We start from the raw sequence: 15,599 nt of genomic DNA on the forward strand, positions 1-15,599 counted from the left end.
TCTGGGCAGCTTCCAGTTCAGCGGCGACGCCGTGACGCAGCCCGTGGGCACGATGAGCGGTGGCGAGAAAGCGCGGCCAAGTGCTGGCCAAGCCCGGCTCGATCACGCCGCACACCCACTTCACGGGCGAGGTGTACGTGCTGAGCAAGGAAGAAGGCGGTCGCCACACGCCGTTCTTCAACAACTACCGGCCGCAGTTCTACTTCCGCACCACCGACGTCACGGGCTCCATCGAGCTGCCCAAGGACAAAGAGATGGTGATGCCGGGCGACAACGTCTCGATCACGGTCAAGCTGATTGCGCCGATCGCGATGGAAGAAGGCCTGCGCTTTGCGATCCGCGAGGGCGGCCGCACCGTCGGCGCCGGCGTCGTCGCCAAGATCATCGAGTGAGGCCGCGGTCATGAACAAGCAAAAGATCCGCATTCGCCTCAAGGCCTTCGACTACAAGCTGATCGATGCCTCCGCGGCCGAGATCGTCGACACCGCCAAGCGCACCGGCGCCATCGTCAAGGGCCCCGTGCCCCTGCCGACGCGCATGAAGCGCTTCGACATCCTGCGCTCGCCGCACGTCAACAAGACCAGCCGCGACCAGTTCGAGATCCGCACCCACCAGCGTCTGATGGACATCGTCGATCCCACCGACAAGACGGTGGACGCGCTGATGAAGCTGGATTTGCCGGCCGGCGTGGACGTCGAGATCAAGCTGCAGTAATCCGCAGCGCTTGACGCCGCGAAGCCCGCAAGGTAAACTTGCGGGCTTCGCTCTTTTTGCGGGCGAAGCAAACCTGTAACCTGCCCGCGCTTTCAGAAAGTTTTTCTGGGGGCGGGCCATCAGCCCCGGCCAATTGCAGTCGGGAACGGAGAAAACAATGAGTCTGAGCAACTCTCTCGGGTTGTTGGGCCGCAAGGTGGGCATGATGCGTCTGTTCACCGAGGACGGGGACGCGGTGCCCGTCACGGTGGTCGATGTGTCCAACAACCGGGTGGCACAAGTCAAGACCCAGGCCGCCGACGGCTACGACGCCCTGCAGGTGGCGTTCGGCAAGCGGCGTGCCACGCGGGTGACCAAGCCCATGGCCGGTCACTTCGCCAAGGCCGGCGTCGAAGCCGGCGAAATCCTCCAAGAGTTCCGCGTCAGCGCCGAGGTGGCGGCCAAGTACGCTCCGGGTGCGGTCATCCCCGTCGCCGAGCTGTTCCAGCCCGGCCAAAAGGTGGATGTGCAGGGCACGACCATCGGTAAAGGCTACGCCGGCACCATCAAGCGCCACAACTTCGGCTCGCAGCGCGCCTCGCACGGCAACAGCCGTTCGCACAACGTGCCGGGCTCGATCTCCATGGCGCAGGACCCGGGCCGCGTGTTCCCGGGCAAGCGCATGACCGGTCACATGGGCGACGAGACCGTCACCACCCAGAACCTGGACGTGGTGCGTGTCGACGCCGAACGTCAACTGCTCCTGATCAAGGGGGCCGTTCCGGGTGCCAAGGGCGGCTTCGTGACCGTCCGTCCGGCCGTCAAGGCTGCCAAGTAAGGAGCGAACGGATGCAAGTCGAACTCCTCAACGACCAGGGTCAGGCCGCGTCCACCGTGGACGTGCCCGAGACCGTGTTCGGTCGCGAATTCAACGAAGCGCTGGTGCACCAGCTGGTCGTGGCCTATCAGGCCAACGCCCGCCAGGGCACGCGCGCCCAGAAGGACCGTGGTGCCGTCAAGCACACGACCAAGAAGCCGTTCCGCCAAAAGGGCACCGGCAACGCCCGTGCCGGTATGGCCTCGTCGCCGCTGTGGCGCGGGGGCGGCAAGATCTTCCCGAGCAGCCCCAACGAAAACTTCAGCCAGAAGCTCAACAAGAAGATGTATCGCGCCGGCATGGCCGCCATCTTCTCGCAGCTGGTGCGCGAAGGCCGTCTGTCGGTGGTCGAGGGCCTGAAGGTCGATGCGCCCAAGACCAAGCTGCTGGCGAGCAAGCTCAAGGCCATGAACCTGAACTCGGTGCTGGTGATCGCCGACGAGGTCGATGAGAACCTGTACCTGGCGTCGCGCAACCTGCCCAACGTGCTGGTCGTCGAGCCGCGCTACGCCGACCCCGTGTCGCTGGTGCACTACAAGAAGGTGCTGGTCACCAAGGGTGCGCTCGACCAACTCAAGGAGATGTTCGCATGAGCCAGCCGAAGTTCGACGAAGGTCGCCTGATGCAAGTGCTGGTGGCGCCGATCATCTCGGAGAAGGCCACCCGTGTCGGCGAAAAGGCCAACACCGTCCTGTTCAAGGTGCTGCGCGATGCCAGCAAGCCCGAGATCAAGGCCGCGGTGGAGCTGCTGTTCAACGTGAAGGTGCAGGATGTCAACGTCCTGAACCAAAAGGGCAAGGTCAAGCGCTTCGGCAAGACCATCGGTCGCCGTGACCACGTGCGCAAGGCCTATGTGACCCTGGCCGAAGGTCAGGAGATCCAGTTCGGCGGAGAGGGTGTCTGATCATGGCAGTCATCAAGATGAAGCCGACCTCGCCGGGCCGTCGTGGCATGGTGAAGGTCTCGCGCGATAACCTGTACAAGGGCCCCGGTTACGCCCCGCTGCTGGAGCCGCTGGCCAAGACCGCCGGCCGCAACAACAACGGGCACATCACCGTGCGCCACAAGGGCGGCGGTGCCAAGCACCACTACCGCGTCGTGGACTTCCGTCGCAACAAGGACGGCATTCCGGCCAAGGTGGAGCGTCTGGAGTACGACCCCAACCGCACCGCGCACATCGCGCTGCTGTGCTACGCCGATGGCGAGCGCCGCTACATCATCGCGCCGCGCGGCATCGAAGTCGGCCAGACCGTGGTGAGCGGGGCCGAGTCGCCGATCCGCGTCGGCAACACGCTGCCGATTCGCAACATCCCCGTCGGCTCGACCATCCACTGCATCGAGCTCAAGCCGGGCAAGGGCGCGCAGCTGGCGCGCTCGGCCGGTGCTTCGGCCGTGCTGTTGGCGCGCGAAGGTGTCTATGCCCAGGTGCGGATGCGCTCGGGCGAAGTGCGCAAGGTGCACGTGGACTGCCGCGCCACCATCGGCGAAGTCTCCAACACCGAGCACAGCCTGCGCCAGCTCGGCAAGGCCGGCGTCAAGCGCCACATGGGCATTCGCCCGACGGTGCGAGGCGTGGCGATGAACCCGATCGATCACCCGCACGGTGGTGGTGAGGGCCGCACCGGCACCGGCAAGCCGCCGGTCGATCCGTGGGGCAACCTGACCAAGGGTTACCGCACCCGCAGCAACCGCCGCACGCAGAACATGATCGTGTCGCGCCGCAAGAAGTAAAGGGTTGAGCCATGTCTCGTTCTCTGAAAAAAGGTCCCTTCGTTGACCATCACCTGATGGCCAAGGTCGAGAAGGCGCAGTCCGCCAAGGACAAGAAGCCCATCAAGACCTGGTCGCGGCGCTCGACGATCCTGCCCGAGTTCATCGGCCTGACCATTGCCGTGCACAACGGCAAGCAGCATGTGCCGGTGTACGTGACCGAGCAGATGGTCGGCCACAAGCTGGGCGAGTTCTCGCTGACGCGCTCGTTCAAGGGCCACCCCGGCGACAAGAAAGCCAAGAAGTAAGGATTGATCATGGAAACCCGCTGTATCGTTCGCGGCGTGCGCCTGTCGGCCGACAAGGGCCGGCTGGTGGCCGACCTGATTCGCGGCAAGAAGGTGGACCAGGCCCTCCAGATCCTGACCTTCACGCCCAAGAAGGCTGCCGGCATCATCAAGAAGGCGCTGCTGTCCGCCATCGCCAACGCCGAGCACAACGACGGTGCCGACATCGACGAGCTGAAGGTCAAGACCATCCACGTCGAGCAGGGCACGACGCTCAAGCGCTTCACGGCGCGCGCCAAGGGCCGCGGCAACCGCATCAGCAAGCCGACCTGCCACATCTACGTGACCGTCGGCAACTGACCAGGAAAGGAAGACCATGGGGCAGAAAATCCATCCTACCGGCTTCCGTCTGTCGGTCAGCCGCAACTGGGCCAGCCGCTGGTACGCCAGCAACCGCGAGTTCGCCGGCATGCTCGCCGACGATATCAAGGTGCGTGAGTACCTGCGCGAAAAGCTCAAGAACGCCGCCGTCTCGCGTGTCGTGATCGAGCGTCCCGCCAAGAACGCGCGCATCACCATCTACTCGGCTCGCCCGGGCGTGGTGATCGGCAAGAAGGGTGAGGACATCGAACGCCTGAAGAAGGACCTCGCCACGATGCTGGGCGTGCCGGTGGCCGTCAACATCGAAGAGATCCGCAAGCCCGAAGTCGACGCGCAACTGATCGCCGACTCGATCACCCAGCAGCTCGAAAAGCGCATCATGTTCCGCCGCGCCATGAAGCGCGCGATGCAGAACGCCATGCGCCTGGGCGCGCAGGGCGTCAAGATCATGTCGTCGGGCCGTCTGAACGGCATCGAAATCGCGCGTACCGAGTGGTACCGCGAAGGCCGCGTGCCGCTGCACACCCTGCGCGCCGACATCGACTACGGCACCTCGGTGGCCAAGACCACCTACGGCACCATCGGTGTCAAGGTCTGGGTCTACAAGGGCGACAACCTGGGCCGCAACGACGTGCCGTCGTTGGACAGCACGCCGCGTCCCGACGATGAGCGCCGTCCCCGCGGCCCGCGCCGCGAAGGGGCCCGTCCCCCGCGTGGTGGCGCCCGCCGGGGTGGCAGCAATGCGGCGCCGGCCGACGGCAGCGACAAGCCGGCCGAGGCCACCGCACAACCCGCCGTTAAGCGCGTTCGTTCCGACGCACCCGCATCTGCAGCAGCGGACGGCAAAGGAGAATAACCATGTTGCAACCTGCTCGTCGCAAATACCGCAAAGAGCACAAGGGCCGCAACACCGGGGTCGCCACCAGCGGCACCACGGTGGTGTTTGGCGACTTTGGCCTGAAGGCCACCGACCGCGGCCGTCTGACGGCGCGCCAGATCGAGGCCGCTCGCCGTGCCATCAGCCGTCACGTCAAGCGCGGCGGCCGCATCTGGATCCGCGTCTTCCCGGACAAGCCGATCACCAAGAAGCCGGCCGAGGTTCGCATGGGCAACGGCAAGGGCGGTGTGGAGTTCTACGTGGCCGAGATCCAGCCCGGCAAGGTGCTGTACGAAATCGTCGGCGTGCCCGAGCAGCTGGCGCGTGAGGCGTTCCAGCTCGCGGCGGCCAAGTTGCCGCTGCGCACCACGTTCGTGACGCGCATGCTGGGCCAGTGAGGAAGGAGCACACCATGAAATCCGCTGAACTGCGCCAAAAGGACGTCGCCGCTCTGCAGGCCGAAATCAAGTCGCTGCAGAAGGCCCACTTCAACCTGCGCATGCAGAAGGCCACGCAACAGCTCGGCAACACGGCTGCGCTGCGTCAGACCCGCCGGGCCATCGCTCGCGCCAAGACCATCCTGGCCGAGAAGCAGGCCGCCGGCCAGTGAGGAGCACACCATGACGCAAGCCAAACTCAAGCGCACGCTGATCGGCAAGGTCGTCAGTGACAAGCGCGCCAAGACCATCACCGTGCTGGTCGAGCGCCGTGTCAAGCACGAGCTCTACGACAAGATCGTGATCAAGTCCAGCAAGTACCACGCCCACGACGAAAAGGGCGAGTACAAGCTGGGCGACATCGTCGAGATCACCGAGAGCCGTCCGCTGTCCAAGACCAAGAACTGGGTGGCCACGCGCCTGGTGCAAAAGGCCGCCGAGGTCTGATGCGCCGTCGCGGCGGCGGCCCGGATGGCTGCCGCTGGCTGGCTCCCATGCCAATGACCGGCCTCGTTGCCGGGTCAATCCGGGCGACCGACAATGCGGTCGCCCGTTTTTATTTGCGAGGAGTAATCGAGATGATCCAGGTTGGTGACACCCTGCCCGACGTGACCCTGATGGAGTACTGCGAGACGGAGGGCAATGGCTGCAGCATTGGCCCCAACCCTGTGCCCGTGCGCGCCGCCGCGGCTGGCAAGACGATTGCGCTGTTTGCCGTGCCCGGCGCTTTCACGCCGACCTGCTCGGCCAAGCATGTGCCGGGCTACATCGAACGCTACGACGAGCTGCGCGCCGCCGGCGTGGACGAAATCTGGTGCGTGAGCGTCAACGACCCCTTCGTCATGGGGGCGTGGGCCCGTGACCAGGGCACGGCCGGCAAAGTGCGCATGCTGGCCGATGGCAGCGCGCAGTTCGCCCAAGCCACGGGTTTGACGCTGGATCTGACGGCGCGCGGCCTGGGGCTGCGCAGCAACCGCTACTCCATGCTGGTGCAGGACGGGGTGGTCAAGGCGCTCAACATCGAGGCGCCGGGTCAGTTCGAGGTCAGCGACGCCGATACGCTGCTGGCGCAGGTGCGGCAATTGCGCGGATGATGCCGCGCCCGTGCGCGGTCAGAAGCTCAGCTTGAGGTAGTGCGCGCCCGGCAGGGGGTTGTGGTAGTAGGGGGGAATTTCCTCGAACCCCATCTCGTGGTACAGGGCGCGCGCGGCCTCCATGTCGCGCAGCGTGTCCAGCAGCACGCAGTCGTAGCCGCTCTGCTGCGCCAGCAGCAAAATCTGCTCGACCAGTTGGCGGCCCAAGCCAAATCCCCGGAACGCCCGCCGCACGAACAAGCGTTTCATCTCGCAGGCGTTGCCGTGGTCGCTGTCCAGCAAGGGGCGCAAGGCGCAGCAGCCAGCCGCTTCGCCGTCCACTGTGGCCAACACCAGCGCCCCCAGCGGGGGCGCGTAGGCGCCCGGCAAACCCGCAAGCTCATCTGCGAACCCCTGAAAACACAGGTCGATGCCGATGTCGTCCTGGTACTCCAGGAACAGGGTGCGAATGTGCTCCAGCGGCGCGCCTTCGGCGACGGTCTGCAGGCGAATGTCCGGCGCAGCGCCGGTGGGTGCGACCAAGGCGGAATCGTCGACCATGCGCCAATGATAGGGGCATCCGCCGCGCCGGGCGAGGGGGCCGTCCTCAGGGGGTGCCCAGGTTCACCACGGCCACCGTCGCCGCGACACTCGCCGCCGCTACCGCCACCGCCAGCAGGCGTTGCCGCCAACCGTCCGCACTGGCTGGCGTGTCCGGCGGCAGGGCCTTGTCGCCGTGCAGCATGGCCGGCAGCAGCGACTTGCCGCGCCGCAGCCGATAGTAGGCAATGGCCGCAATGTGCAAGGCGACCAGCCCCAGCACCAGCAGCTTGCCCCAGCCTTTGTGATAGGCCGTCGCGGCATACGCGGTGTCGGACGCGACGAAGCGCGCCAGCGGCCCCACGAAGGCGATCTCGTCGTCGCTGATGAGGCCGGTGCCCACCTGCGCCGCCAGCACCGCGAGCATGGCCAGTACCGACAGCGCCCCCAGCGGCGAGTGCCCGACCTCGTCGTGCGGGCGGCCGCGCCCGCGCAGGTAGTCCAGCACCGCGCCGGGCCCGCGCACGAAATGCCGAAAGCGCGACCAGCGACCGCCGACCAGCCCCCACAGCAGGCGGAACATCAGCAGCGCCAGTACCGCATAGCCCAGCCGCTGGTGCCAGGTCATCCAGTTGCCGCCCAGATTGCCGGTGACGACCAACCCCACCACGGCCGCAACCAGCAGCCAGTGGAACAGCCGGGTCGGCAAATCCCAGACCCGCACGGGGATGCGGTGGGGATGGGGGGTAGAAGTCATGGCGAACTCCCTGGTCGTGGCAATGTCACAGCAAATGCTTGAATATCAGCATACACTGGAGTTCCCGCTGTCCCGTTGGAGGTTTTTCATGAAGATTCGCATCCTGGTCGCCGCGGCGGCCGTGCTCCTCAGTGGTGCTGCCCATGCGCAGTTCCAAAAGCCGGAGGACGCCGTCAAATACCGCCAGTCGGCGTTCACCGTCCTGGGCGCCCATTTCAGCCGCATCGGGGCGATGGCGCAGGGGCGCGCGCCCTTCGATGCCAAGGTGGCGCAAGAGAACGCGGCCATCGTCGCGGCGATGTCCAAGCTGCCGTGGGCCGGTTTCACGCCCGACACCGAGAAGATCAAGAGCCGCACCAAGCCCGAAGCCTGGATGGAGATGGACAAGGTGCGCGCGGGCGCCGACAAAATGGTCAAGGCGATCGCCGATCTGGAGGCCGCCACCCGCACGGGCAGCCTGGATGCGGTGAAAAAGTCGTTTGGCGATGCGGCGGCCACCTGCAAGGCCTGCCACGACGCCTACCGCGAATGATCTGCCCGCCGCGCAGCCCTCAGCCTTCGGCGAGCAGTTTGTCCAGCAGACTCGCCAGTGCCGCAAAATCCGGCTCGCCGACGTAGCGTTTGACGATGCGCCCCTGCCGGTCCACGATGTACGTGGTGGGCGTCAGTTTGACCTCGCCCCAGTGGCGCGCCAGCGTGCCGTCGCTGTCGAGCGCCACCTTGAACGGCAACTGGCGCGTCCGGGCGAAGTTGGCCACCCATTCAGGCGGGTCGTAACTCATGGCGACCGCGACCGTTTCGAAGCCGCGCGCGGCAAAACGCCGGTGCGTCTCGATGAGCTGCGGCATTTCCTTGACGCAGCTGACGCAGGTGGTGGCCCAGAAATTGACCAGCAACACTTTGCCGCGCAGATCGGCGCTGGTCAGGGTGCTGCCGTCCAGCAGGCGAAAGGTGGACTCGGGGGCGCGCTCGGCGGACGTGCAGCCAGCCAAGCCCCCCACCGCAGCGAGTAGGGGCGTCGCCAGCAGCCAGGGGCGAATACGGGGGGTCATGCGCGAAAATCCTTGCGACGGTAACAGCATTGAACCACAGTCCGGCAGGTCACATCGCGCCCGGGACTGTGGCGTTTGTGAAACCGATGTCCCGAAAAAGTTCGAATTTGCCCCCGTTGCGGGCATGACGGGCTTGCCGCCCGGGGGAATGCGGGCACAATCCGCGACACGACCGCAACCGCTTCCCCCTTGCGGCCGCTGCGTGTGCTGGTGGCCGATGACAACCCCCTCAACCTGCGGCTGGCCACGCGCATTTTGCGCGAGATGGGGCACAGCGGGGTGCTGGTCCCGGATGGGCGCAAGGCGCTGGAGGCGCTGCGGGCCCAGACTTTCGATGTGGCGCTGTTCGACGTCACGATGCCCGACATGGGCGGACTGGAGGCGTTGGCCGAGCTGCGGACATGGGAGCGCTCGGGCCGCCGCCGCACGCCCGTCATCATGGTGACCGCCTACGACCTGCCCGAAGACCGCCGACGCATGCTGGACGCGGGCGCTGACGGCTATGTGGCCAAGCCGTTGGACGCCGAGCGGCTGCAGGTCGAGCTGCAGCGCGTGCTGGGCTGAAACCGCGGGGCCGCCATGCAACGTTTGGGCAAGCGTGACGGTCGAGCCATCCGGGGCAGCGGTTGGTTGGCCGTGCTGGTGGCGCTGCTGGTGATGGCGTTCGGTTTGGGGGCGGCGTTCTGGATTGAACAGCGGACGCGCGCGGAGTTGCAGGCGCATCTCGAGTATGAGCTCGAGACCGCGCAGAGCCGGTGGTCCGGCGTGGTCGAGCGCTATGGCGCGCTGCTGCTGGGGGTGCGCGGCTGGCTGCATGCGCATCCCCAAGCCGATTGGCGCGAGGCCCGCGCCTACATCGGCCCGCTGGAATTGGCGGAGCGCTACCCGGCTGCCAGCGGCGTAGCGTTCGTGCGCCGCTTGCCGGCCGACGGCGTGACCGAGTGGCTGAATCAGGCGCGCCAGCGGGGCATGTCGGTGGAGGTGCGCTACCGCACGCTGAGGCCGCTGCAGGATGCCAATGGCGACCGCTTCGTCATCGACTGGATCGAGCCATCGGGGCAGGAGCATCTGATCGGGCTGGAGTTGGGCTCCGACCCAGTGCGGCGCGAGGCGATGCAACGCGCCGCCGCCAGCGGCGACCTCGTGGTGACCGCGCCGCTGCGGCTGGCCAATACCGAGCAGGTGGAGTACGGGCTGCTGTTCGTGCTGCCGGTCTACCGCAGCGGGTGGATGCCAGCGTCCGTCGAGCAGCGGATGGCCGATTTGATGGGGTTTGCCGTCATGGGTGTGCCGGTGGCCGAACTGGCGCGAGAGTCGGGGCTGTTGAGTGAACGCTACGACTGGCACTGGGTCGATGCAGACGCATCGCTCGCCGCCGCAAACGCCCCACCGGGGCAAGCCGTCGCGCCGGATGCGGGGGATGGCTCCGCCGGCGTGGAGCTGCTCGATGGGGATGGCCACGGTGGCCACGCCATGCTCGCAGCGGGGCATGACTGGCGCGGGGGGGCGTGGGCCGGGGCGCACCGCCCAATCGAACTGGCCCAGCGCCGCTACGAGTTGTTCGTGCGCAGCACCCCCTTGCTGGAACGCCAGTGGCAGCCGGTGGCCGCGCCCATCATTGGTGTGGGGGCGTTGCCGATCGCGCTGTTGGCGGGCTGGGCCACGATGGCGGTGTTCCGCTTGCGCCGCGCCGAGCGCGATCGGTTGCAGGCGCTGGAGTCGGATGTCAATCGCCTGTCGCTGGTGGCGCGCCACACGCACAACGCCATCATCTTCACCGACCGCGCGGGGCGCATCACCTGGGTCAACGCTGCCTGCGAAGAACTGACCGGCTACACGCGCGAGGAGCTGCTCGGTCAGATCCCGGCCCGGCTGCTGCAGTCGCCGGCCACCGACCCGCAGGCGGTGGCGGTGCTGCGCGATGCGATGCGCCGCGGCGTCGGCTGCGAGGTCGACATCCTCAACCGCAGCAAGGACGGGCGCGAGTACTGGGTCTCGATCGAACTCGTGCCGCTGCACGACGAGGCCGGTGCCTGCAACGGCTTCATGGCGGTGGAGATCGACATCACCGAGCGCGTGCGCACGCAGGAGCGGCTGCAGGTGGCGCTCGCGGAGGCCGAGACGCTGATGGCCACCGTGCGCCAGCACGCCATCGTCAGCCAGGCCGCGCCGGACGGCACCATCGTCGATGTCAACGAGGCCTTCTGCGCCATCAGCGGCTACACGCGCGAGGAGCTGATCGGTGCACCGCACAACATCATCAACTCCGGCCACCACGATGCGGCGTTCTGGGCCGACTTCTGGGGCACGATCGGCAGTGGGCGCCCCTGGCGCGGCGAGATCTGCAACCGCGCCAAGGACGGCCGGCTGTACTGGGTCGACAGCATCGTGGCACCCCTGTTCGACAGCGGCGGCGGCATCGCGCGCTACCTGTCGATCCGCTTCGACATCACGCCGCGCAAGCAGGCCGAGGCGGCGCTGCAGGCGTCGCAGCAGCGGCTTGACAACATCCTGCGGGCCACCGGGGCCGGTACCTGGGTGCTCGATCCCACCACCGGCGAGGCCGAGGTGGACGAGCGCTGGCTGCGCATGCTGGGCCGCCCCGAGCCCGCGCCGCTGCGCATCGGCATGGCGACCTGGGCCGAGCATGTGCACCCGGAGGATTTGCCTGGGGTGATGCTGGGTCTGCATGGGCATGTGGAGGGCCTGAGCGACGCTTTCGAATACACCCTGCGCATGCGCCACACCGACGGTCGCTGGCTGTGGGTGCGCACGCGCGGTCAGGCCTTCGAGCGCGGCGCCGACGGACGTGCCACGCGCATCTATGGCACCAACCTCGACATCACCGACGTCAAGGTTGCCGAGGAAAGCGCCGCGCGCGCCGAGCGGCTGCTGCGCAGCGCCATCGAGGCCATCGGCGAGGGCTTTGCGCTCTACGACCCTCAGGACCGGCTGGTGTTCTGCAACGAGCGCTACCGCGAGCTCTACTCGGTGGCCGCGCCGTTGATGGAGCCGGGGCGCACGTTCGAGGAGATCATCCGCTACGGCGCCGAGCGCGGCGAGTACGCCGAGGCGATCGGCCGCGTCGAGGCCTGGGTGGCCGAGCGCCTGGCGCAGCACCGCACCGCCGACCGCGACGTGATCCAGCATCTGGCCAGCGGCCGCGTCCTGCGCATCATCGAGCGGCGCACGCTCGACGGCTACGTGGTGGGCTTTCGCGTCGACATCACCGAGCTGGAGCAGGCACGCGCCGAGGCCGAGGCCAACCGCGAGCTGCTGGTCAGCGCCCTGGACGCGGTCGGCGCGGCGGTGTCGGTGTTCGACGCCCAGGAGCGGCTGGTCTGGGCCAACGAGCGCTTCTACCGGCTGCACGCGCAGCTGTCGGACATCCTGCAGCCGGGTGTGACCTTCGAGACCTTCATCCGGGCCGGTGTCGAGCGCCGCAGCATCGATCTGCAGGGCGAGGACCCCGAGGCGTGGCTCGCGCAGCGGATCGCGGACTTCCGCGCCGGTACCACCGACCGCACCGTTCACCGCCCCAACGGCCAGGCGCTGCGCATCGTCGAGCGCCTCACGTCAACCGGCCTGCATGTGGGCCTGCGCTACGACGTCACCGACATCGAGAACGCTCGTCGCGCCGCCGAGGAGGCCAGCCGCGCCAAGAGCCAGTTCGTGGCCAACATGAGCCACGAGATCCGCACGCCGATGAACGCGGTGCTGGGCATGCTGCAGCTGCTGCTGGGCACGGCGCTGGATGCACGCCAGCGCGACTATGCGGACAAGGCCGAGTCGGCGGCCAAGTCGCTGCTGGGCATCATCAACGACATCCTGGACTTCTCCAAGATCGAGGCGGGCAAGCTCGAACTCGACCCGGGGCCGTTTGCGGTCGATCGCCTGTGGCGGGATCTGGCCACCATCATGGCCGCCAACCTCAAGGGCAAGCGGCTGGAGCTGCTGTTTGATCTGGACCCCGCCATTCCGCGCGTGCTGGTGGGCGATGCCATGCGGCTGCAGCAGGTGCTCATCAACCTGACCGGCAACGCCATCAAGTTCACCGCCGAGGGCAGCGTCACGCTGCAGGCGCGGCTGCTCGAGCGTCATGTCGAGCCGGACGGCGCCGAGCGCGTGCGGCTGCGGCTGGCGGTCATCGACACTGGCATCGGCATCGCGCCGGAGGCACAGGCGCGGCTGTTTTCGGCCTTCACGCAGGCGGAGAGCTCCACCACGCGGCGCTTTGGCGGCACGGGGCTGGGGCTGGCGATCAGCCAGCGGCTGGTGCAGATGATGGGTGGCACCATCACGGTGGACAGCGCGCCGGGGCGGGGCAGCACCTTTGCCTTCGAGATCGAGCTGCCGGTGGCGCGCGACGTGCCGGCGGCGCTGGCCGCCGAAGCCATTCCGCGCGAACTGGCGGCGCTGCGCTGCCTGGTGGTGGACGACCACCCGCTGGCGCGCGAGCTGCTGTGCGGGGCGGTTCGCCAGCTTGGCTGGAGTTGCACCGCGGTGGCCGATGCCGAGGCCGCGCTGCAGCAGGTACGTGCAGCCGAACGTCCGTTCGATGCGGTGTTCGTCGACTGGTCGCTGCCGGGCATGGACGGGCTCGCGTTGTCGTTGGCGCTGCGCCAGGACGTGCCGCCCGACCGCCGTGCCGCCATCGTCATGGTCACCGCCAGCGGCCGCGAGGTGTTGGCGCAGGTGCCGCCGGAGCGCCAGGCGGCGCTGGACGGCTTTCTGGTCAAGCCGGTCACCGCGTCGATGCTGCTGGAGGCGGTGCGCGCCGCGCGCGCGGCGGCTCAGGGACAGGCGCCCGCCGCCGCGCCCACGCCGGGCGCCCGGCGTCTGGCCGGTATGCGCATCCTGGTGGTGGAAGACAACGCCATCAACCAGCAGGTCGCGCGCGACCTGCTTCGGCGCGAGGGCGCCGAGGTGACCCTGGCCGAACACGGCCAGCAGGCGCTGGACGTGCTCAAAGCCCACCCGGACGGCTGGGACGTGGTGCTGATGGACATGCAAATGCCGGTCATGGACGGCCTGCAGGCCACGCAGGCCATCCGCCAGCGCCTGGGGCTGACGGCATTGCCCATCGTGGCGATGACCGCCAACGCCATGGCCAGCGACCGCGAGGCGTGCCTGGCTGCCGGCATGAACGACCACGTCGGCAAGCCATTTGCCATCGACCAACTGGTGCGCGTGCTGCTGCACTGGGCGCCGCACGCGGTGCGCTCGTCCGCCGCCGGCGCCGAGGCCGAGCCGCCCGCCCCTGCCCCCGCCGAGGCCGCCGTGAGCGCGCCGTGGCCCGAGGCCGAGCGTGTGGACGTTCCGGCGGCGCTGGCCCGCCTGGGCGACGACCCGGCGCTGTACGCGCGCATCGTGCGCGGCTTTGTGCAGGGGCTGGCGCAGACCCAGGCGCAGCTGCAGGCGCAACTGGACGCCGGGGCCGACGAGCGGCTGGCCGCGCTGCTGCACACGCTCAAGGGCACCGCTGGCACGGTGGGGGCGGTGCGGCTGGCCGAGCGCGCCGCCGAGGCCGAGCGCGCCGTCAAGGCGGCGCTGGCCGACCCGACGGCCCCGCGCGTGCCGCTGCCGCCGTGGTGGGCGCCGCTGGCCGAGGAGCTCGGCGCCACCGAGCGCGCGCTGCAGCACGTGCTGGCCGAGCTGCAGGCGCGCGGGCTGATCGCCGCCGAAGCGCCCGCGGGCGAGCAAGCCCAGGAACAAGCCGACCCGGCGCGCTGGCGCGAGACGCTGGAGCGCCTGGCGGCGCTGCTGGCCGCCAGCGACATGGAGGCGCTGGAGGTGCACGATGCGCTGCTGGCCGAGTCGGCGGTGGCGCAGGACGAGCGCTGGGCCGCGCTGCACCGCGCGATGGAGGCGATGGACTTCGAGGCGGCGCAGGCGGCGGTGCAGGCGCTGCTGCAGGCCGCGTCGCCGGAGGGGCACGATGGCGCCGCTTGACGCTGCCGCCCCGGCCTGGCCGGCGCGCAAGCCGCGCCTGCTGCTGGTGGACGACCAGCCGGTGCATCTGCAGGTGCTGTACCGCACGCTCGCGGCGGAGCACCAGCTCTTCATGGCCACCGGCGGCGAGCAGGCGCTCAAGGTCGCACGCGAGCAGCTGCCCGACCTGATTCTGCTGGACGTCGTGATGCCGGGGTTGGACGGCTTTGCGGTGCTGCGTGCGCTGCGCGCCGAGCGCGATACCGCCGACATCCCGGTCATCTTCGTCACCGCCCACAGCGGCGAGGACATCGAGACGCAGTGCCTGGAGGCCGGCGCGGTCGACTTCATTCCCAAGCCGGTCAATCCCAGCGTCGTGCGGGCTCGGGTCCACACGCACCTCACGCTGAAGTTCCAGTCCGACCTGTTGCGCGCGCTGGCCTTCGTCGATGGGCTGACGGGCGTGGCCAACCGGCGCCAGTTCGACGAGCGGCTGGCGGTGGAATGGGCGCGCGCGCAGCGCCACGGCAGCGTGCTCAGCCTCATCCTGGTGGACGTCGACCACTTCAAGGCCTACAACGACCACTACGGCCACCAGGCCGGCGACGACGCGCTGCGGCGCGTGGCCGGCTGCTTGCGCGAGCATGTGCGCCGCAGCACCGACTTGGTGGCGCGCTACGGCGGCGAGGAGTTCGCCTGCCTGCTGCCCGACACCGCGCTGGACGACGCGCGCCGGCTGGCGGAGCAGCTGCTGGAGGCGGTGCGCGCCCTGGCGATCCCACACCGCCACGGCAGCCCGGGCGGGGTGCTGACTGCCAGCTTTGGCGTGGCCACGCGTGCTGGTCCGCCCCAGCCCGGCTGGCAGCCGGCCGCCCTGCTGGGCTTGGCCGACGCCCAGCTCTACGAGGCCAAGCGGCTGGGCCGCGCGCGCGTGTGCGCCGCTGCCCTGAACGATGACGGGCACGGCACCGGCTGATGCACGCC

At 68.5% G+C, this 15,599-nt stretch carries 19 protein-coding genes and 1 pseudogene; 17 read left to right on the top strand and 3 right to left on the bottom strand.

Annotated features, from left to right (window positions below; all coding sequences use genetic code 11):
• Window positions 1-68: 68 nt before the first annotated feature.
• From tuf to ACK4TH_RS01540, 13 genes and pseudogenes are all read left to right on the top strand, one after another.
• Window positions 69-392: pseudogene (tuf, locus tag ACK4TH_RS01480) on the top strand (elongation factor Tu); the annotation flags it as partial.
• A gap of 10 nt (window positions 393-402) precedes the next feature.
• The gene (gene rpsJ / locus ACK4TH_RS01485; RefSeq protein ID WP_058615886.1) at window positions 403-714 is read left to right on the top strand and encodes a 30S ribosomal protein S10; all 312 of its coding nucleotides are present in this window, start codon (window positions 403-405) and stop codon (window positions 712-714) included.
• Between the two features lie 157 nt (window positions 715-871).
• Window positions 872-1,531, top strand: coding sequence for a 50S ribosomal protein L3 (gene rplC / locus ACK4TH_RS01490; protein WP_068606878.1), 660 nt, complete (start codon window positions 872-874; stop codon window positions 1,529-1,531).
• Window positions 1,532-1,542: 11 nt separating this feature from the next.
• On the top strand, window positions 1,543-2,163 hold the full coding sequence (gene rplD, locus ACK4TH_RS01495) for a 50S ribosomal protein L4 (protein WP_068606876.1): 621 nt from the start codon (window positions 1,543-1,545) through the stop codon (window positions 2,161-2,163).
• Window positions 2,160-2,474 carry a 50S ribosomal protein L23 gene (gene rplW, locus ACK4TH_RS01500; RefSeq protein WP_068606874.1) on the top strand — a complete coding sequence of 105 codons (315 nt, stop codon included), beginning with the start codon at window positions 2,160-2,162 and terminating at the stop codon, window positions 2,472-2,474. Before rplD ends, rplW begins: the two co-directional genes overlap by 4 nt.
• 2 nt (window positions 2,475-2,476) lie before the next feature.
• Window positions 2,477-3,301, top strand: coding sequence for a 50S ribosomal protein L2 (rplB, locus tag ACK4TH_RS01505; protein ID WP_409621672.1), 825 nt, complete (start codon window positions 2,477-2,479; stop codon window positions 3,299-3,301).
• A gap of 11 nt (window positions 3,302-3,312) precedes the next feature.
• A complete protein-coding gene (gene rpsS / locus ACK4TH_RS01510; RefSeq protein ID WP_409621675.1) occupies window positions 3,313-3,588 on the top strand; it encodes a 30S ribosomal protein S19 in 276 nt (91 codons plus the stop codon).
• Window positions 3,589-3,594: 6 nt separating this feature from the next.
• The gene (gene rplV / locus ACK4TH_RS01515) at window positions 3,595-3,927 is read left to right on the top strand and encodes a 50S ribosomal protein L22 (RefSeq protein WP_185974540.1); all 333 of its coding nucleotides are present in this window, start codon (window positions 3,595-3,597) and stop codon (window positions 3,925-3,927) included.
• A gap of 16 nt (window positions 3,928-3,943) precedes the next feature.
• Entirely contained in the window at window positions 3,944-4,804 is an 861-nt protein-coding gene (gene rpsC / locus ACK4TH_RS01520; protein WP_068606868.1) for a 30S ribosomal protein S3, read from the top strand.
• Window positions 4,805-4,806: 2 nt separating this feature from the next.
• Window positions 4,807-5,223: a 50S ribosomal protein L16 gene (gene rplP, locus ACK4TH_RS01525; protein ID WP_068606866.1), complete on the top strand. Its 417-nt coding sequence runs from the start codon at window positions 4,807-4,809 to the stop codon at window positions 5,221-5,223.
• A 14-nt stretch (window positions 5,224-5,237) separates the two neighbouring features.
• Window positions 5,238-5,435, top strand: coding sequence for a 50S ribosomal protein L29 (rpmC, locus tag ACK4TH_RS01530; protein ID WP_300845800.1), 198 nt, complete (start codon window positions 5,238-5,240; stop codon window positions 5,433-5,435).
• Between the two features lie 10 nt (window positions 5,436-5,445).
• Window positions 5,446-5,709 (top strand): 30S ribosomal protein S17, encoded by a 264-nt coding sequence (rpsQ, locus tag ACK4TH_RS01535; protein WP_300845798.1) that lies wholly within the window; start codon window positions 5,446-5,448, stop codon window positions 5,707-5,709.
• A 131-nt stretch (window positions 5,710-5,840) separates the two neighbouring features.
• The gene (locus ACK4TH_RS01540; protein ID WP_409621680.1) at window positions 5,841-6,356 is read left to right on the top strand and encodes a peroxiredoxin; all 516 of its coding nucleotides are present in this window, start codon (window positions 5,841-5,843) and stop codon (window positions 6,354-6,356) included.
• 18 nt (window positions 6,357-6,374) lie between these two features.
• Here ACK4TH_RS01540 and ACK4TH_RS01545 read toward each other — a convergent pair whose 3' ends face one another.
• Together ACK4TH_RS01545 and ACK4TH_RS01550 are read right to left on the bottom strand one after the other, a co-directional pair.
• Window positions 6,375-6,896 carry a GNAT family N-acetyltransferase gene (locus ACK4TH_RS01545; RefSeq protein WP_409621683.1) on the bottom strand — a complete coding sequence of 174 codons (522 nt, stop codon included), beginning with the start codon at window positions 6,894-6,896 and terminating at the stop codon, window positions 6,375-6,377.
• Window positions 6,897-6,942: 46 nt separating this feature from the next.
• Entirely contained in the window at window positions 6,943-7,632 is a 690-nt protein-coding gene (locus ACK4TH_RS01550) for a cytochrome b/b6 domain-containing protein (protein ID WP_409621685.1), read from the bottom strand.
• 88 nt (window positions 7,633-7,720) lie between these two features.
• Here ACK4TH_RS01550 and ACK4TH_RS01555 point away from each other — a divergent pair, with 88 nt between their 5' ends.
• Window positions 7,721-8,164 (top strand): c-type cytochrome, encoded by a 444-nt coding sequence (locus tag ACK4TH_RS01555; RefSeq protein WP_409621687.1) that lies wholly within the window; start codon window positions 7,721-7,723, stop codon window positions 8,162-8,164.
• A gap of 19 nt (window positions 8,165-8,183) precedes the next feature.
• Here ACK4TH_RS01555 and ACK4TH_RS01560 read toward each other — a convergent pair whose 3' ends face one another.
• Window positions 8,184-8,684 (bottom strand): TlpA family protein disulfide reductase, encoded by a 501-nt coding sequence (locus ACK4TH_RS01560; RefSeq protein ID WP_409621690.1) that lies wholly within the window; start codon window positions 8,682-8,684, stop codon window positions 8,184-8,186.
• Between the two features lie 189 nt (window positions 8,685-8,873).
• On the opposite strand from ACK4TH_RS01560, the gene ACK4TH_RS01565 reads away from it, so the two are divergent.
• The 3 genes from ACK4TH_RS01565 to ACK4TH_RS01575 are packed head-to-tail and all read left to right on the top strand — an operon-like array spanning window position 8,874 to window position 15,591.
• Window positions 8,874-9,248 carry a response regulator gene (locus ACK4TH_RS01565; protein WP_409621692.1) on the top strand — a complete coding sequence of 125 codons (375 nt, stop codon included), beginning with the start codon at window positions 8,874-8,876 and terminating at the stop codon, window positions 9,246-9,248.
• 15 nt (window positions 9,249-9,263) lie between these two features.
• Window positions 9,264-14,636 carry a PAS domain S-box protein gene (locus ACK4TH_RS01570; protein ID WP_409621695.1) on the top strand — a complete coding sequence of 1,791 codons (5,373 nt, stop codon included), beginning with the start codon at window positions 9,264-9,266 and terminating at the stop codon, window positions 14,634-14,636.
• A complete protein-coding gene (locus ACK4TH_RS01575) occupies window positions 14,623-15,591 on the top strand; it encodes a diguanylate cyclase domain-containing protein (protein ID WP_409621698.1) in 969 nt (322 codons plus the stop codon). The genes ACK4TH_RS01570 and ACK4TH_RS01575 overlap by 14 nt, the downstream gene beginning before the upstream one ends.
• Window positions 15,592-15,599: the final 8 nt, after the last annotated feature.

The sequence above is a fragment of the Tepidimonas sp. genome (assembly GCF_046292505.1).
Taxonomy (GTDB): domain Bacteria; phylum Pseudomonadota; class Gammaproteobacteria; order Burkholderiales; family Burkholderiaceae_C; genus Tepidimonas.

Excerpts from the sequence above, each read along its gene's own strand:
- rpsJ (WP_058615886.1), top strand. The coding sequence starts at position 403 with ATGAACAAGCAAAAGATCCGCATTCGCCTCAAGGCCTTCGACTACAAG.
- rplC (WP_068606878.1), top strand. The coding sequence starts at position 872 with ATGAGTCTGAGCAACTCTCTCGGGTTGTTGGGCCGCAAGGTGGGCATG.
- rplD (WP_068606876.1), top strand. The coding sequence starts at position 1,543 with ATGCAAGTCGAACTCCTCAACGACCAGGGTCAGGCCGCGTCCACCGTG.
- rplW (WP_068606874.1), top strand. The coding sequence starts at position 2,160 with ATGAGCCAGCCGAAGTTCGACGAAGGTCGCCTGATGCAAGTGCTGGTG.
- rplB (WP_409621672.1), top strand. The coding sequence starts at position 2,477 with ATGGCAGTCATCAAGATGAAGCCGACCTCGCCGGGCCGTCGTGGCATG.
- rpsS (WP_409621675.1), top strand. The coding sequence starts at position 3,313 with ATGTCTCGTTCTCTGAAAAAAGGTCCCTTCGTTGACCATCACCTGATG.
- rpsC (WP_068606868.1), top strand. The coding sequence starts at position 3,944 with ATGGGGCAGAAAATCCATCCTACCGGCTTCCGTCTGTCGGTCAGCCGC.
- rplP (WP_068606866.1), top strand. The coding sequence starts at position 4,807 with ATGTTGCAACCTGCTCGTCGCAAATACCGCAAAGAGCACAAGGGCCGC.
- rpmC (WP_300845800.1), top strand. The coding sequence starts at position 5,238 with ATGAAATCCGCTGAACTGCGCCAAAAGGACGTCGCCGCTCTGCAGGCC.
- rpsQ (WP_300845798.1), top strand. The coding sequence starts at position 5,446 with ATGACGCAAGCCAAACTCAAGCGCACGCTGATCGGCAAGGTCGTCAGT.
- ACK4TH_RS01540 (WP_409621680.1), top strand. The coding sequence starts at position 5,841 with ATGATCCAGGTTGGTGACACCCTGCCCGACGTGACCCTGATGGAGTAC.
- ACK4TH_RS01545 (WP_409621683.1), bottom strand. The coding sequence starts at position 6,896 with ATGGTCGACGATTCCGCCTTGGTCGCACCCACCGGCGCTGCGCCGGAC.
- ACK4TH_RS01550 (WP_409621685.1), bottom strand. The coding sequence starts at position 7,632 with ATGACTTCTACCCCCCATCCCCACCGCATCCCCGTGCGGGTCTGGGAT.
- ACK4TH_RS01555 (WP_409621687.1), top strand. The coding sequence starts at position 7,721 with ATGAAGATTCGCATCCTGGTCGCCGCGGCGGCCGTGCTCCTCAGTGGT.
- ACK4TH_RS01560 (WP_409621690.1), bottom strand. The coding sequence starts at position 8,684 with ATGACCCCCCGTATTCGCCCCTGGCTGCTGGCGACGCCCCTACTCGCT.
- ACK4TH_RS01570 (WP_409621695.1), top strand. The coding sequence starts at position 9,264 with ATGCAACGTTTGGGCAAGCGTGACGGTCGAGCCATCCGGGGCAGCGGT.
- ACK4TH_RS01575 (WP_409621698.1), top strand. The coding sequence starts at position 14,623 with ATGGCGCCGCTTGACGCTGCCGCCCCGGCCTGGCCGGCGCGCAAGCCG.